Source organism: Loktanella salsilacus, from assembly GCF_024206795.1.
Taxonomy (GTDB): domain Bacteria; phylum Pseudomonadota; class Alphaproteobacteria; order Rhodobacterales; family Rhodobacteraceae; genus Loktanella; species Loktanella salsilacus.
In genome coordinates, this window is the sequence record NZ_CP072995.1 from 77,518 (window position 1) to 92,483 (window position 14,966).

General features: G+C 58.5%; 11 protein-coding genes. 8 read left to right on the forward strand and 3 right to left on the reverse strand.

Annotated features, from left to right (window positions below; genetic code table 11):
* Positions 1 to 6 precede the first annotated feature (6 nt).
* Both KBW81_RS16835 and KBW81_RS16840 read left to right on the forward strand, forming a co-directional pair.
* Positions 7 to 3,510 (forward strand): hypothetical protein, encoded by a 3,504-nt coding sequence (locus tag KBW81_RS16835; RefSeq protein WP_254249304.1) that lies wholly within the window; start codon positions 7 to 9, stop codon positions 3,508 to 3,510.
* 360 nt (positions 3,511 to 3,870) lie between these two features.
* Positions 3,871 to 4,143, forward strand: a complete 273-nt coding sequence (locus KBW81_RS16840) for an antitoxin Xre/MbcA/ParS toxin-binding domain-containing protein (protein WP_254249305.1) — start codon at positions 3,871 to 3,873, stop codon at positions 4,141 to 4,143.
* A gap of 148 nt (positions 4,144 to 4,291) precedes the next feature.
* Here KBW81_RS16840 and KBW81_RS16845 read toward each other — a convergent pair whose 3' ends face one another.
* The 3 genes from KBW81_RS16845 to KBW81_RS16855 form a co-directional block, all read right to left on the reverse strand.
* Positions 4,292 to 5,398, reverse strand: coding sequence for a quaternary amine ABC transporter ATP-binding protein (locus KBW81_RS16845; protein ID WP_254249306.1), 1,107 nt, complete (start codon positions 5,396 to 5,398; stop codon positions 4,292 to 4,294).
* A gap of 12 nt (positions 5,399 to 5,410) precedes the next feature.
* The gene (locus tag KBW81_RS16850; protein WP_090190913.1) at positions 5,411 to 6,448 is read right to left on the reverse strand and encodes an ABC transporter permease; all 1,038 of its coding nucleotides are present in this window, start codon (positions 6,446 to 6,448) and stop codon (positions 5,411 to 5,413) included.
* Between the two features lie 144 nt (positions 6,449 to 6,592).
* Positions 6,593 to 7,564, reverse strand: coding sequence for an ABC transporter substrate-binding protein (locus KBW81_RS16855; protein ID WP_254249307.1), 972 nt, complete (start codon positions 7,562 to 7,564; stop codon positions 6,593 to 6,595).
* A gap of 764 nt (positions 7,565 to 8,328) precedes the next feature.
* Between KBW81_RS16855 and KBW81_RS16860 the strand changes: the two genes are divergently transcribed.
* From KBW81_RS16860 to KBW81_RS16885, 6 genes are read left to right on the forward strand one after another with little or no spacing between them, the layout of a single operon-like run.
* Positions 8,329 to 9,930: an ABC transporter substrate-binding protein gene (locus tag KBW81_RS16860; RefSeq protein WP_254249308.1), complete on the forward strand. Its 1,602-nt coding sequence runs from the start codon at positions 8,329 to 8,331 to the stop codon at positions 9,928 to 9,930.
* Positions 9,927 to 10,991: an ABC transporter permease gene (locus KBW81_RS16865; protein ID WP_254249309.1), complete on the forward strand. Its 1,065-nt coding sequence runs from the start codon at positions 9,927 to 9,929 to the stop codon at positions 10,989 to 10,991. The genes KBW81_RS16860 and KBW81_RS16865 overlap by 4 nt, the downstream gene beginning before the upstream one ends.
* A complete protein-coding gene (locus KBW81_RS16870) occupies positions 10,988 to 11,899 on the forward strand; it encodes an ABC transporter permease (protein ID WP_090190919.1) in 912 nt (303 codons plus the stop codon). The genes KBW81_RS16865 and KBW81_RS16870 overlap by 4 nt, the downstream gene beginning before the upstream one ends.
* A complete protein-coding gene (locus KBW81_RS16875) occupies positions 11,896 to 12,729 on the forward strand; it encodes an ABC transporter ATP-binding protein (protein WP_254249310.1) in 834 nt (277 codons plus the stop codon). Before KBW81_RS16870 ends, KBW81_RS16875 begins: the two co-directional genes overlap by 4 nt.
* The gene (locus KBW81_RS16880; RefSeq protein WP_254249311.1) at positions 12,726 to 13,484 is read left to right on the forward strand and encodes an ABC transporter ATP-binding protein; all 759 of its coding nucleotides are present in this window, start codon (positions 12,726 to 12,728) and stop codon (positions 13,482 to 13,484) included. Before KBW81_RS16875 ends, KBW81_RS16880 begins: the two co-directional genes overlap by 4 nt.
* Positions 13,481 to 14,542 (forward strand): dipeptidase, encoded by a 1,062-nt coding sequence (locus KBW81_RS16885; protein ID WP_254249312.1) that lies wholly within the window; start codon positions 13,481 to 13,483, stop codon positions 14,540 to 14,542. The genes KBW81_RS16880 and KBW81_RS16885 overlap by 4 nt, the downstream gene beginning before the upstream one ends.
* The last annotated feature ends 424 nt before the right edge of the window (positions 14,543 to 14,966 follow it).

Below are 14,966 nucleotides of genomic sequence, written 5' to 3' on the forward strand. Positions count from 1 at the left end.
AAACCCATGCAGAAATCTTATCGCACGCGCGCGATCCGCAATGCCTTGATGGCGGCGACGGCATTGTCTGGGCTTGGCTCAGGGCTTTTGGCGCAGGATTGCGGGGCCAATATCTTGCCGCTTCCGATTGGCTGCGAGGTCACGAATGCGGGTGATGTCATCGCGCTGCCTGTTGGTGAAAACACAGAAAAACCAAGCCTGCCCGCCACCGGGTTTGCCATTTCGCTGAACGGCACGCCCATCGCTGGGGATGCAAAAGTCATCGAAAAGGTGCGCAAGGTCGATATCGCCTTGGCCGAAGCCGATATTCGCGTGACGTTTGATGGTTTGGGCGCGGTGCCGCGGCTTGATCTGGAACAGTCGACGCAGACAGATGGCGGCCCTGTGACGCTGCAATCGGCGATGAACTACCCGGCCTATGTCGCGCGGGCTGAAATGCGGATCATCGACCTTGAAGCCGTGGGCGGGCCGCGCACCGTATCGATCCTGCCCGTTGACGTGAACGGACAGGTCACGGTTGATCTGCCGCAAGATAGCAAACTGGTCGCAGTCCACCGCGTCTATGACGCCAACGGTAGGTTTGATGAAACAGCCCCGCAACCTTTGGGCGTGGCCCTGCCGTCCGGCAGCGTGCGCGATGTGGAAGAAGGCCGCGATACCGCCAGCCGTCGCCGCATTCCTGTTTTCGGCGGCGCGGTCACTGTGTCGGGGGCCAATGTCGTGCCGGGCGCAACCGTGCGGGCCTTGGGCGAGACGTTGCGGCCGGACCCAGACGGGCGGTTCGTCATCCAACGCATTCTGCCGCAAGGTGAATACGAGGTTGATGTCGATGTGGCCGGGCCGGGCCAGCGTGTCGACCTGACCCGCGATATCGACATTCCGGCAGCGGATTGGTTCAGCGTTGGCACGGCCGATCTGACCTTTGGCTACCGCACGGGTGGCCGCGATGATAGCAGCGATACCTATGCGACAGGCCGCATCGCTGGCTTTATCGACGGCAAAACAGCAAGCGGCTACGCCGTCACCGCGTCCGTGGACACGGGCGAGGGCCCGCTAGAGGATATTTTCCGCGATCTGGACGAGAAGGACCCGCGCCAGCTTTTGCGTCGCGTTGACCCATCCGATTACTATCCGACCTTTGGTGACGATTCCGAAATCATCGACCGCACCCCGACCTCTGGCAAAATCTACGTCCGGGTCGCCCGCGAAGGTAATTTCGTGCAGTTCGGCGACTTTGTCGCGGCTTTGGGCGACAACGCCTTCGTGCGTAACGATCGCACGCTTTACGGCCTGCAGGCCCATGTCGAAGCGCGCGACCAGACCGTGTTTGGCACACCGCGCTATCAGGCGACCGCGCATGCCGCCCAGCCCGATATGATCCCGCAGCGCGAAGCCTTTCGCGGCACCGGCGGATCCGTCTATTTTCTGCGTCAGCAGGACATCGGGCAGGGGACAGAGCAAGTCTATGTTCAGGTGCGCGATCCCGAGTCTGACCGTGTGATCGACAGCACCCTTCTGGTGCCGGGTGTCGATTACCAGATCAATTACATTCAGGGTGTTATCACCTTGGTGCAGCCGTTGTTTGGCTCTGCCGGGAACGGGCTGGTGTCTGCCACAGGCACAGGCCGCGATAACGTCGTGCTGGTTGCGCAGTATGAATATACGCCCGTTGCGGGCGACGTTGATGGCTATGCGACCGGCGCGCGGGTAGAAGGCTGGGTTTCACCGCAGCTGCGTGTCGGTGCCTCGGCGGCGCGTGACGATACAGGCGTGCGTGACCACACGCTGGTTGGCGGCGATATTCTATTCGCCCCGACAGAACGCACCTATGTGCGCGTGGAGGCCGCCCAAAGCGAAGGCCAAGGGCTAGATACGTTGCTGTCCTATAACGGCGGCTTGACGTCCGAGACGGAAACAGCCGCGACGGGCCGCGGCCAGTCGGTGCGTGTCGAAGGCCGCGCTGATTTGGTCGATCTTGGCCTTGGCGGCGAGGGTGTCGTCGGCGGCTATGCCGAACAGCGCGAAGAGGGGTTCTCCTCTCTTGATACGCAGGTCACGGACAACACCGGGGACGAAGATCTTTGGGGCGTTTTCGCCGATGTAAAGGTCGGCGAGACGACGACCCTCGCGCTGCGCTATGACAGCTATACCAACCAAGCGGGCGATAGCGACCTAGAGGGCGAAGTCGAGCTGACGCATCAGTTGTCGGACACTCTGTCTTATACGCTAGGTGCCGCAAGGCTGGACCGGGACGACACGGATGAAGACGGCAGCCGCACCGACGTCGCTGCCCGGCTGAACTATGCGTTTGATGACAAGCGCGAAGTCTATGTCTTTGGCCAGACAACGGTGCAGAACGACGGGCTAGACGCAGATGACCGCATTGGTCTTGGCCTAAGTTATGACACCGGCACTGGCTGGGTGCTCGAAGGCGAAGTTTCGGATGGCACGCAGGGTGCAGGTGCACGTGTGCTGGCCACGCGAACAGGGGGCGATGGCGATACACAGTACATCGGCTATACGCTCGAGCCGGGCCGTGATCTGGATGATGTCGATCTGGTCGGCCGTGACCGGGGCCGCGTGGTTGTCGGTGGACGGCGTGATCTGTCATCGGATCTGTCGATCTTTGGGGAAAACACCTACGACATGTTCGGGCAGCGGGACTCGCTGACCTCTGCCTACGGTGTGACCTACGCCGCCAACGCACAGCTGACGTACACCGTCGCGATAGAGCTTGGTCAGGTTCAGGATGGCAGCGATAATGACTTTGATCGCCGGGCGTATTCCTTCGGGACACGCTACGCCAGCGACACGCTGTCGGCGCAAGCGCGCGTTGAATACCGCACCGAAAATGGCACCCTATCAGGCGATCCGCTGGATAACGACACAGTGCTGGTGGCCGCCAATCTGTCTTACAAACTTGACGACGCACAGCGCATCATTGCCAAGGCCGAAGCCCTGCGTTCACGCAGCGACGAGACGTCCTTCCGCGACGGCGATTACACAGACGTCAGCATTGGTTATGCCCTGCGACCCGTAGAGGACGACCGTCTGAATATTCTGGCGCGGTATCGCTATCTGGATGACCAGATTGGTCAGACACTGGACGGCACGGATGACACCGGCCCGGTTCAACGCAGTCACGTGGTCAGTCTGGACGGATCATATGACGTGGACCGGTTCTGGACCGTGAACGGCAAACTTGGCTACCGCAGCGCCGAGACAGCGGTTGATCCGGCGGACACATTTGCGCGCAACGATGCTTGGCTTGCGGTGCTGGGTGCCCGGTATCACCTTGTTCATGATTGGGATATTCTGGCCGAAGTGCGTCAGCTGACACTTGTCGACGCCGGCACGCAGGATCGCGGCGCTTTGGTTGCGGCGTTCAAGCAGGTGCATCCCAACATGCAGATCGGCCTTGGCTACAACTTTTCGCAATTCTCTGACGATTTGACGGATCTTGTCTATGACGACCAAGGTGTATTCCTCAATCTGGTCGCGAAGTTCTAAGCTTTGGGTTCTGCCAAAGGTTAGAAGATCAGGTCGTCCATCAGCGACTAACGGCGTCATGCACCGCACCGGCCAAAGCTAGTCTTTGCCGGTGCGGTGGTTATTTGGTCTTTGGTGATGTAAGGGGCGGATATTCCGACTGGCATTAAAGACGATCCACCTATCAAACTTCAAAAGTCAGTCGGCAGTAGGTCACCTAAAAGGAGACACGACTTGAATGTTAACTTGATACGGATGACGCCAGCAGATCGAATATCGGAGCTTTTAGGGCTTCCGGAAGAAATAAACGACAGGGCGTCACTTGAATGCGCTGTGGCGAAGGGGCTGCCAGCATCCTCGGTCGATAATATCTTAAACGTCATGCACGCCGTACCCAACCTGAACCTGATTGCAGAGCGCGCGCTGCGCCGCGCCAAGGCAGAGAAGCAGCCATTGAGCCCTGCCAAAAGCCGCACGCTATATGATCTTGCCCGTGCGTATGTCGTCGCGGACAAGTTTTATAGCGGCAACGGGATTTTGGTCATGCGCTTTCTGGAAAAGCCGAACCCCGATCTAGGGGGCGCGACGCCCTTGTCGATGGCGATCACCAGTCCCGCAGGTGCGGATGCCGTCATCGGCGTGCTTGAGGGGTAAAACCCCCTTCGATCGTCGGCACCGCCTTGGGTCAGTAGGGGTCTTATCACCCGCATCTTTGTGATGTCCTAGGCGAAGCCGCGCCAACTGCGGGCAAATGCCCGCAGTGTCATCATTTCAATCCCGCGCGCAGATCCGCGCGGGACAATTACTGCGATAACGCCGCGTCGGTCTCAGCTGACTTGGACTGCAAGTCGCTTAGATCAGGTGTTTCGCGCTCAACGGATCGTTCAGACGGAACCAGTGCGCGGACAAGTTTACGCATGTCCAGCAGGCCGACAGGTTTACCGTCCTGCATGACACGGTAGCTTAGGTTCGTGTCGCCTTCGGACTTTGCGATCACGGATTCCAGCGTATCGTGGTGGTCGATGTCGCCGGCATAATTGCCCGCCTCGCGAAATGTACCCATGACGGACCGGACCCGCAGCACACGGGCGCGGTTGATGTCAGCGACGAAGTCTTCGATGTAGGGGGCAGCTGGATTAAGCAGGATATGCTGCGGCTCGCCTTGCTGTATGACAGAGCCGTCCTTGAGGATCACAAGGTGGTCCGCAAGTTTCAACGCCTCGTCCAGATCGTGGGTGATGAAAACGACCGTCTTTTGCAGCTCGGCCTGCAATTCGTTCAGAAGATCCTGCATGTCAGTCCGGATCAGCGGATCAAGTGCCGAAAATGCCTCGTCCATCAGCATGATGTCTGAATTGCTCGTCAGCGCACGCGCGATGCCGACCCGTTGCTGCATCCCGCCCGAAAGCTGGTGCGGGTATTGTTCGCCCTGACCCGCAAGACCGACCCGGTCAAGCCAGCGGCGCGCTTCGTCGGCGTATTTGCGTTCGTTCTGACCCGCGATCGAAGGTGCTAGGCCTGCGTTTTGCAACACTGTCCGGTGCGGCAGCAAAGCGAACTTTTGAAACACCATCGACATGCGGTGCTGCCGCATCTGCCGCAGCTGCGTGTCGGTGTATTCCAGGATATTGTCGTCATCGACCCAGACTTCGCCCGCCGTGGGTTCGATCAGCCGGTTCAGGTGGCGGATCAGCGTGGATTTGCCCGACCCAGAAAGGCCCATGATGACCGTGGTTTTGCCCGCCGGGATATCGACATTGATGTCGTTCAGGCCAAGGACATGATTGTGCTTTTCAAGAAGCTCGGCCTTGCCCATGCCGTCCATGACCAACTGCAGCGCAGGTTGCGGATCGTCACCGAAAACCTTGTAAAGCTTTCGGATCGAGATCTTGATGCTTGTATCGTTCATAATCGTTACCCCTTAGCGCGACTGGCTGACGTTGATGCGGGCCAGTGCCGCCTTGGTGACGCGGTCCAGAATGATCGCAAGCAGTACGATACCAAGGCCTGACAGCAGACCGACGCCCAGTTCAAGCGACCGGATGCCGCGCAGCACCAGCACGCCCAGCCCGGGGGCCGACACCAGCGAGGCGATGACGACCATCGCAAGGCTCATCATGATGGTCTGGTTCACGCCGGCCATGATGTTCGGCAAGGCCAGCGGGATCTGCACATTGAGCAGCTTTTGCCGTTTGGTCATGCCAAACGCGTCTGCTGCCTCGATCACGTCGGGATCGACCAGACGGATGCCCAGATCGGTCAACCGGACGACGGGCACGATGGCGTAGAGGATGATCGCGATCCCATAAAGCTTTGGCTCTGTTACCGAAAACAAGAAGATCAGCGGGATCAGGTAGACGAAGGGCGGCAGGGTCTGCAGCATATCAAGGATCGGGATCATGATCCGCTGCACGCGGTCACTGCGGGCCATGGCAATGCCGATGGGCACCCCCAGCGCGACGCAGGTCAGCGCACAGACAAAGATGATGGCCAGCGTCTGCATTGTATAGCTGTAGTAATCAACGAAACCGAGGAAGCCGAAGCAGATCGCGACCAGTCCAACCAGTTTCCATTCCCGGCTGACCACATAGGAAATCAGCATCAGCAGCGGGATCATGATGAACCACGGCACCACCTGCATCACCCAAAGCGCCTCGTTCAGCGCCCAGCTTAGCGGTTGTGTCAGTGGATCGACGACGACCTTCAGGCCGTTCTTGATCGATAGGAAACCTTCCTCTAGCCCGCTGGTCAGCGCGCGCGACTGCGGAAAAGACGTACAGGCCTCGTGCATGGCGTCCATCGAAGGGAAAGGCGTTTCCCAAGGCGATACCACGACGTCGCTGCCAGATGTCTGCGCCAGCAATTGCGCCATTGATGTCATGCCGCCGCTGTCGTCGCCGCTGGCACCACACCAATTGCGCAGGCCCAGCCCGTCAAATATGAAATCATAAGTCGCCATACATACCTCACCCGGGCATGTTGCGCCCCATGTTATCTTGATTTTTAATGCGAACAGAGCCGGATCCGATGGATCCGGCTCTGTCTTTTGTCAGGGTCTGGACACGTCACGGCGCACTCGCGCGGAAACGCCGCCCGGATCAGCCTATTGCAGCAAAGCCGCCAGCTTTTCGCGGGCTGAATCGTTGATCCAGCTGCTCCAAGCGTCGGGGTTATTCTTAAGGAAATATACCGCCGCTTCTTGGTTGGACGCGTTGTTTTCTTCCTTCCAAGCCAGAAGCTGGCTCATGACTTCGGTCTTAAAAGTGACCTTGCCCATCATCTCGGATACGTCGGGATGGCTGTCCATGAAGTCTTGCGTCACTATCGTCAGCACGGGTGCCGACGGGAAAGACGACGGCGTAGGATTAGGTGCATCGGCGTTCTGCATGGCCTTGAATGCCACTTCGTCATATTCACCCAGATCGATGCTTGTCATGTCGAACATGCCAAGCGGCGTCGTTGGACCCCAGTAATAGCCGAACCATGGCTTTTCGTCACCATAGGCCGAGGCCATGGATGTCGCCAACGTCTCGCCAGAGCCGTGGTTGAAGATTTCGATGCCCTTGTCTTCCAATCCGAACGCCCGGATCAGGTTGTCGTTGACAAGGCGGCAGCCCCAGCCGTCGGGGCAGTTGTTGAACATGCCGCCCACCAGTTCGGGGTTCGCCATGATGCCGTCGATCGTCGCAAGTTCTGGATGCGCTTCAACCAGATAGGTCGGCAGGAACCAGCCTTCGACGCCGCCCGGATCAAGCACGCTGCCAAGCTCGACGATTTTCCCGTCGGCTTTCAGCTTGGTATAGGCGTCGCCCGCAGAGTTGATCCATAGCTCGGTCACGATGTCGGGTTCGTTGTTTTCCGACAACGAGGTCATGGCCGGTGTGGTGTCGGACGGCACGGCCGTCACGTTGCAGCCATAGCCCTGTTCCATCAGGAACTTTGACACTTGGGTCACGATGGCCGCGGAATCCCAGTTCATCTGCGTGATGGTGACGTCGCCGCACTGGTCCTGCGCCAAAGCTGCCGTCGGTGCGGCGAGTGCTGCCAATGCGGCACCAAGAATATAGCGTTTCATATTGCGTCTCACTTCTATCATTCACGTTTAGCGGAACCGCACGCGTTTCGTGCAGAACCCATCAAGGACGCAAATGCGCCGCAGCCGCCATTTAAGGCATCAGCCCGCCATCCATTTTAAAAGATAGGAAAAGGTCGATTTGCGACAGATTTGCGTCGCTTTCGGATCACACCTACGCGATTGACGACAGAAAGCAACCGTTATCGGAAAGGGAAAGAGCGGCGCGCGCACGGATCTGGGTCGACTTCGATCAAATTTGGACCACGTTTATTGGTGGCCTCCACTCTTACTGCCGCCCGAGCCTAAGCATTCACCGTACCGCAGGTGGCGACAAAAAAGGTCGGCCATTCATGCAAAAGGTTTTGGGCACAGTGGCGCTTGAACGACGGCATCACGCCCGCAATAAAACCGAAAATGACTGCGTAATTTTTACGGCCACGTCCCGTTAAAAACGGGAGGATTACCCTGCGGATCTGGTGGTTCTTGGATTTGATGGGTCCGACGGCCCGGTCGCGGCGTTGGCGCGCGACTGGGGGCCGATCGGCAACAGGATCAACGACGACGGCATGCGCTGGCTGCAAGACGCGCAGTGGGGCTTTGTTGTGTCGCCGTTTATTCAAGCCCTAAAAATAGGCACAATGAGCAATCAGGTTCCTAGGTCCTTGACAGGGCTAAGCCCTATCGCACTACTTGGCCCCACGGTGAGACCGCGCCAGACCTTAAAACGGCGTGCCACCGATCGTCTTCTCAACAGGGAAAACCATATGACACATTTTTCAAAAATTGTTGCGGCGGCCATCGTTTCGGCTGCGATGGGGCTGACCAGCGCGCCCGCGCAGGCAGAAACGCCGCCCGACACGCTTATTCAAGCGTGGCAGATCGACGACATTATCTCTCTAGATCCGGCAGAGGTGTTTGAGTTCACAGCCTCCGAGGTTCTAGGTAACAGTTATCAGCCTTTGGTCGGATATAACGTCAACGACGTATCTGACATCTTTGGTGTTATCGCCGAAAGCTGGGAGGTATCAGAGGACGGCAAAACCTTTAGCTTTGTCATCAAGCCCGACTTGCAGTTCGCCTCTGGCAACCCGATTACTGCTGCTGATCCGGTGTATTCGCTGCAGCGTGCCGTCAAGTTGGACAAATCCCCGGCCTTTATCCTGACCCAGTTCGGCTTGACCGCCGACAACGTCGAACAAATGGTCCGCCAAACCGGCGACATGACGTTCGAGCTTGAGATGGACAAGGCTTATGCCCCCACGCTGCTGCTGTATTGCCTGACCGCGACGGTTGGTTTCGTTGTCGATAAGGAACTGGTTGTCAGCCACGAGGCCGATGGCGATTTTGGCTATGAATGGCTGAAGACAAACTATGCCGGATCTGGCGCGTTCACGATCCGTGACTGGCGTGCGAACGAAGTCGTCGTGCTGGAACGCAACGACAACTTCAGCGGCGATGCCCCTGCGATGATGCGCGCGATCTATCGCCATATCCCCGAGGGTTCGACACAGCGTTTGCTGCTGGAACAAGGTGACATCGACATCGCCCGTAACCTTGGCGCAGAAGAGATCGTCGCGCTGTCCGACAACCCCGACATCAAGATCGAGAATGGCATTAAGGGCTCGATCTACTACATGGGTCTAAACCAGAAAAACGAAGCTTTGGCGAACCCCAAGGTCGCAGAAGCAATGAAATATCTGGTCGATTACCAGACGATTGCCGACACGATCATGAACGGCAAGGTCAAGGTCCACCAAGCGTTCCTGCCCGAGGGTTTCTTAGGTGCGCTGAACGACAATCCTTATGCGCTGGACGTGGAAAAGGCCAAAGCGTTGCTTGCAGAAGCAGGCTATGCCGACGGCTTTACCGTGACGATGGATACCCGCAACACGCCTGAAATCACGGCGATTGCAGAAGCGATCCAGCAAACGATGGCGCAGGCAGGCATCAAACTGGAATTGATCCCAGGTGACGGCCAGCAAACGCTGACAAAATATCGTGCCCGCAACCATGACATCTATATCGGTCGCTGGGGCCCGGATTATCAGGACCCGCACACCAACGCCGATACCTTTGCGCGCAACCCTGACAACAGCGACGATGCGGCCTCCAAGCCGTTGGCATGGCGCAACGCGTGGGACATCCCCGAGATGACCGCGCAGGCCGATGCCGCTGTGCTAGAAAAGGACGCCGCCGCGCGGGCTGAAATGTATGTCGCCCTACAGACAGAGCATCAGCAAGTATCGCCCTTCGTCATCATGTTCCAAGAAATCGAAGTGCTGGGCCTGCGCAACAATGTTGACGGCTTTATCATCGGGCCATCGTTCAACGACAACTCTTTCCGCAACGTGACCAAGTCGGAATGAGCGTATCACCTGCTAACACGGGGGGGCGCTGGCGCGCCCTTCCGACCTATGGCCTGAAGGCCGGCAAATTGATCGCGACAGTAGCGGTCACCTTTCTGGGTCTTTTGGTCGTGACCTTTTTGATTGGGCGTGTTGTTCCTGTCGATCCGGTGCTGGCCGTCGTTGGCGACCGGGCGTCGAAATCCACCTATGATGCTGCCTATATCGCCCTTGGGCTTGATAAACCGCTTTATCATCAATTCTTTATCTATCTGAAACAGGCGCTTTCCGGCGATCTAGGTACTAGCGTTCTGACCAAAAGGCCCATCATCGAGGACATCGCCCGCGTTTTTCCCGCCACGCTGGAATTGGCCACCGCCGGTATCATCCTTGGCACGCTATTTGGCGTGCCGCTGGGCGTCTGGGGCGCTGTGCGTCAAGGTAAGCTGCCCGATCAGGTGATCCGCGTCGTCGGCCTTGTGGGGTATTCCGCGCCGATCTTTTGGCTAGGGCTGCTGGGTCTGCTCGTGTTCTACGCCAAGCTGCAATGGGTTGCTGGACCGGGACGTATCGACATATCCTATGAATACACCGTCACCCAGACCACAGGCCTGCTTTTGATCGACACCGCGATGCAGGGCCAATGGGACGCCTTCCGCAACGTGCTTGCGCATCTGGCATTGCCTGCGGTGCTGCTGGGGTATTTCTCAATGGCATATATCAGCCGCATGACGCGGTCTTTTATGCTGGCAGAGCTGGGTCAGGAATACATCATTGCGGCGCGGGTCAAGGGCGTGCCCGAATGGCGGATCATTTGGGTCCATGCATTGCGCAACGCCGCCGTACCGCTGGTCACCGTTATCGCCCTGTCCTACGCAGGCCTGCTGGAAGGGTCCGTGCTGACCGAGACCGTTTTTGCTTGGCCGGGCCTTGGCCAGTATTTGACCAATAGCCTGCAAAACGCCGATATGAACGCCGTGCTGGGCGGCACGCTGGTCATCGGCATCATCTTCGTGGTGCTGAACTTGTTATCTGATCTTCTGTATACCGTGCTTGACCCACGCGTTAGGCGGCGCACATGAGCGACGTTTCCACACGCGACTGGCTGCTAAGCGACCGGCCCGCGTCCCGCCGCCAAGCCCGACTGGGCCAGGCGTATCGCACATGGTCGCAACTCCGGCGCAATCGGCTGGCGATGGTCGGCCTTGGGATCGTTGTCGTGTTGATCCTGATGGCGATCTTTGCCAACGTCATCTCTCCCTACGACCCGATCAGAGGCGGTGATTTAAGAACAGAACGCCTGCTGCCGCCCTCTTGGGCGCATCTGATGGGCACTGACGATCAGGCTCGCGACATCTTTAGCCGGATCGTGCATGGGTCGCGCCTTACTCTGATGGTTGTGGCGCTGGTCGCGATCATCGCGACACCGATTGGTTTGGCCGTTGGCACAACTGCGGGCTATTTCGGTGGCTGGGTCGATGTTGTGTTGATGCGGATCACCGACATCTTCCTCGCCTTTCCGCGCTTGATCTTGGCGCTGGCTTTTGTCGCGGCCCTAGGGCCGGGAATTGAAAATGCAATCATCGCCATTGCGATCACCAGTTGGCCACCCTACGCCCGTCTGGCGCGGGCCGAGACACTGCAAATCCGCGATGCCGACTATATAGCCGCGATCCGCCTGCAAGGCGCGGGCAGCGCACGGATCATCTGGGGTCACGTGGTGCCGCTGTGCCTGTCATCCGTCATCGTCCGCGTCACGCTGGACATGGCCGGGATCATTCTGACCGCTGCCGGCCTTGGCTTTCTTGGCCTTGGCGCACAGCCCCCACAGCCCGAATGGGGGGCCATGATCGCCGCAGGACGCCGTTTTATGATCGATTTCTGGTGGGTCGCCACGATGCCGGGTATTGCGATCTTCGTTGTCTCCTTGGGCTTTAACTTGTTGGGCGACGGTTTGCGCGACGTGCTGGACCCGAAAGGCGAAACATGACCAACATGCTGCAAGTCGAAGGCCTTAACGTTTCCTTTCCGTCCCGCGATGGCCCTGTGCGCGTCGTTCGCGATGTGACCTTTACGCTAGGCCGCGAACGGCTGGGGATCGTGGGCGAAAGCGGATCGGGCAAAAGCCAGACCGGACGCGCGATCCTTGGGCTAACGCCTGCTTCTGCCACGGTAACCGCCGACAAGCTCAGCTTCGACGGGATCGACCTACGCCATGCCTCGGCCAAAACGTGGCGATCCTTGCGTGGGCCTCGCATGAGCATGATCATGCAGGACCCCAAGTATTCGCTGAACCCCGTGATGACGGTCGGCCGCCAAATTGTAGAGGCATATCGCCGTCGCGGCGATGCTACGCGCACAGACGCCCGCAACCGGGCCGTCGCGATGCTAGAAGCCGTGCAAATTCGCGACCCAGAGCGCGTCTTTGAGGCCTACCCGCATGAGCTATCCGGCGGCATGGGCCAGCGGGCAATGATTGCCATGATGTTAATTGCGGAACCGGACCTGTTGATCGCGGACGAAGTGACATCGGCCCTTGATGTGACCGTTCAACTTGACGTGCTGCGCATCCTTGACGGTCTGGTGCGTGACCGGGGCATGGGCCTGATCTTTATCAGCCACGACCTGCGGCTCGTATCATCGTTCTGTGACCGTGTGCTTGTAATGTATGCGGGCCGTGTGGTCGAGGAAATCGCCGCCCGCGACCTGCACAGCGCGGAACATCCCTATACCCAAGGCCTGCTAAACTGCCTGCCGCAGATTGACGGCGACAGCGGCCCGCTGCAAACCTTGACCCGTGATCCCGCGTGGCTGGCATGAGCGCCCTGATCGAAGTCCGCGATCTGGCCGTGACCTTTGGGTCGCGTCAGTCCCAAGTTCAGGCTGTCCAGAACGTCAGCTTTGACGTTCAACAGGGCGAAAGCTTTGGCCTTGTCGGCGAAAGTGGGTCTGGCAAATCCACTGTGCTGCGTGCGATCTGCGGTCTTGCCCCAACAAGCGCGGGTAGCATCAAGATTGACGGAAAGCTGCTCGCTTCGCCCCGCGATCCGGCGTTCTATGCCCAAGTGCAGATGGTTTTTCAGGACCCTTACGGGTCGATCCACCCGCGCCATACGATTGACCGGGTGCTGTCGGAACCGCTGGCGATCCACGGGTTTAAGAACGCCGAAGACCGGATTGAAAAAGCACTGAACGATGTGGGCCTCGGCGGTGGATTTCGCTTCCGCTTTCCGCACCAATTGTCCGGAGGCCAACGTCAGCGCGTCGCTATTGCCCGCGCTCTGATCCTTGAACCGCAGATCCTGCTGCTGGACGAACCGACCTCTGCCCTTGATGCATCCATTCAGGCCGAGGTTTTGAATTTGCTGGACGCACTGCGCATAGAAAAGGGACTGACCTATCTTTTGGTCAGTCACGACCTCGCTGTGGTGGCGCATATGTGCGAACGCCTTCTGGTGATGCAGCACGGAACTCGCGTCGAAGAACTGACCCGAACCGCCTTGCAAGGCCGAGATGCAACGCAAAAATACACCCAAGAATTGCTGGTCGCCAGCGAAGGATTCAAAGCCCCATGACCGACGTTCCGATGATATTTGATGGTCACAACGATTTCCTGCTGCGCCTGCTACGTGACCCCGATCAACGCCGCCAGACGTGGCTGACCGATACCGGACAAGGGCATCTTGACTTGCCGCGCATGAATAAGGGCGGCTTTGGTGGTGGGTTCTTCGCAATCTATATATCATCGCCCGATCAGCCCATTGATATCGACGACATGATGGCACATCCGCCTTATGACGTCCCGCTGCCGCCCCTAATTGAACATGACGCTGCGCAGCCCACGGCACTGGCGATGGCCGGGCACCTTAAGTGGATGGAACGCGCCTCCGATGGGCAATTTCGCATCTGCTGCACGGTCGCGGAATTGCGCGACTGTCAAGCCAAGGGCATCATTTCGGGCATCATGCATATAGAGGGGGCGGAACCGATCGCAGCCAACCTTGATGCGCTTTATCTATTTCATGACATGGGCCTGCGGTCGCTTGGCCCCGTCTGGAGCCGCCCAACCGTATTCGGCCACGGTGTGCCCTTTGCCTTTCCGTCATCGCCAGATACCGGTCCCGGACTGACGGAAGCGGGGAAAGACCTTGTGCGGTTGTGCAACGAACTTGGCATTATGCTGGACCTGTCGCACCTCAACGAGGCTGGGTTTAACGATGTCGCGGCCTTGTCCGATGCACCTCTGGTCGCGACCCATTCAAACGCCCATGCGATCACACCGTCGGCCCGCAACCTGACAGACCGACAATTAGACGTGATCCGCGACACAGGCGGCATGGTCGGACTGAACTTTGCCACCGGCTTTTTGAATCCAGACGGGGCCAAGGCCGAAGATCGCGGTTTCGATCCAATGCTGCGCCACCTCGACCACCTGATCGGTAGATTAGGCGAAGATCACGTCGGCTTTGGCTCTGACTTTGACGGGGCGCAGGTCCCTAAGGCCATGGCCGACGTCGCAGGCCTTGGTGCATTCCGCGATGCCCTTAGCGCACATGGCTTTGACGCGCCCCTGCTTGAAAAGCTGTGCCATAAAAACTGGTTCGGCGTGTTGGACAGGACGTGGAAAGCCTGACCCGGCCCCGGTTGCGCCACCATCCTAGGGCGACTAGCGCTAAAATGCGTTGCCACATCGGTGCGGCGAGGTTGGCATTTACTGACGCGGGGAGCTGTGGTTTTCCATATTCATGCGCCTTTTCGGTCGTAACTTCAGTCTGCTCAAGGTTTTCGACGCCGTCGTGCGGGCATTGTCAAAGGCACTCATCTAGAGGCGGGCAGGGTGCGTAATGAGCGTCGCAGGCTGACAATGTCTGACGTCAGAACCCAAGCTGTAGCCGCGATCAAAAGCGATACGTCAAAAAGTAAGATTTCTGACGATCATTTCGGCGGCTGCATTGGCGGCAATGTCTTCTACGAAAACGGCCATCCGAACGCGTCAACCAGTCAACACCCTTACCCCAGATCAAGGGCCTCACGGGGCCATAGGGCCACCGAAAGTG

Excerpts from the sequence above, each read along its gene's own strand:
- KBW81_RS16835 (WP_254249304.1), top strand. The coding sequence starts at position 7 with ATGCAGAAATCTTATCGCACGCGCGCGATCCGCAATGCCTTGATGGCG.
- KBW81_RS16840 (WP_254249305.1), top strand. The coding sequence starts at position 3,871 with ATGCACGCCGTACCCAACCTGAACCTGATTGCAGAGCGCGCGCTGCGC.
- KBW81_RS16845 (WP_254249306.1), bottom strand. The coding sequence starts at position 5,398 with ATGAACGATACAAGCATCAAGATCTCGATCCGAAAGCTTTACAAGGTT.
- KBW81_RS16850 (WP_090190913.1), bottom strand. The coding sequence starts at position 6,448 with ATGGCGACTTATGATTTCATATTTGACGGGCTGGGCCTGCGCAATTGG.
- KBW81_RS16855 (WP_254249307.1), bottom strand. The coding sequence starts at position 7,564 with ATGAAACGCTATATTCTTGGTGCCGCATTGGCAGCACTCGCCGCACCG.
- KBW81_RS16860 (WP_254249308.1), top strand. The coding sequence starts at position 8,329 with ATGACACATTTTTCAAAAATTGTTGCGGCGGCCATCGTTTCGGCTGCG.
- KBW81_RS16865 (WP_254249309.1), top strand. The coding sequence starts at position 9,927 with ATGAGCGTATCACCTGCTAACACGGGGGGGCGCTGGCGCGCCCTTCCG.
- KBW81_RS16870 (WP_090190919.1), top strand. The coding sequence starts at position 10,988 with ATGAGCGACGTTTCCACACGCGACTGGCTGCTAAGCGACCGGCCCGCG.
- KBW81_RS16875 (WP_254249310.1), top strand. The coding sequence starts at position 11,896 with ATGACCAACATGCTGCAAGTCGAAGGCCTTAACGTTTCCTTTCCGTCC.
- KBW81_RS16880 (WP_254249311.1), top strand. The coding sequence starts at position 12,726 with ATGAGCGCCCTGATCGAAGTCCGCGATCTGGCCGTGACCTTTGGGTCG.
- KBW81_RS16885 (WP_254249312.1), top strand. The coding sequence starts at position 13,481 with ATGACCGACGTTCCGATGATATTTGATGGTCACAACGATTTCCTGCTG.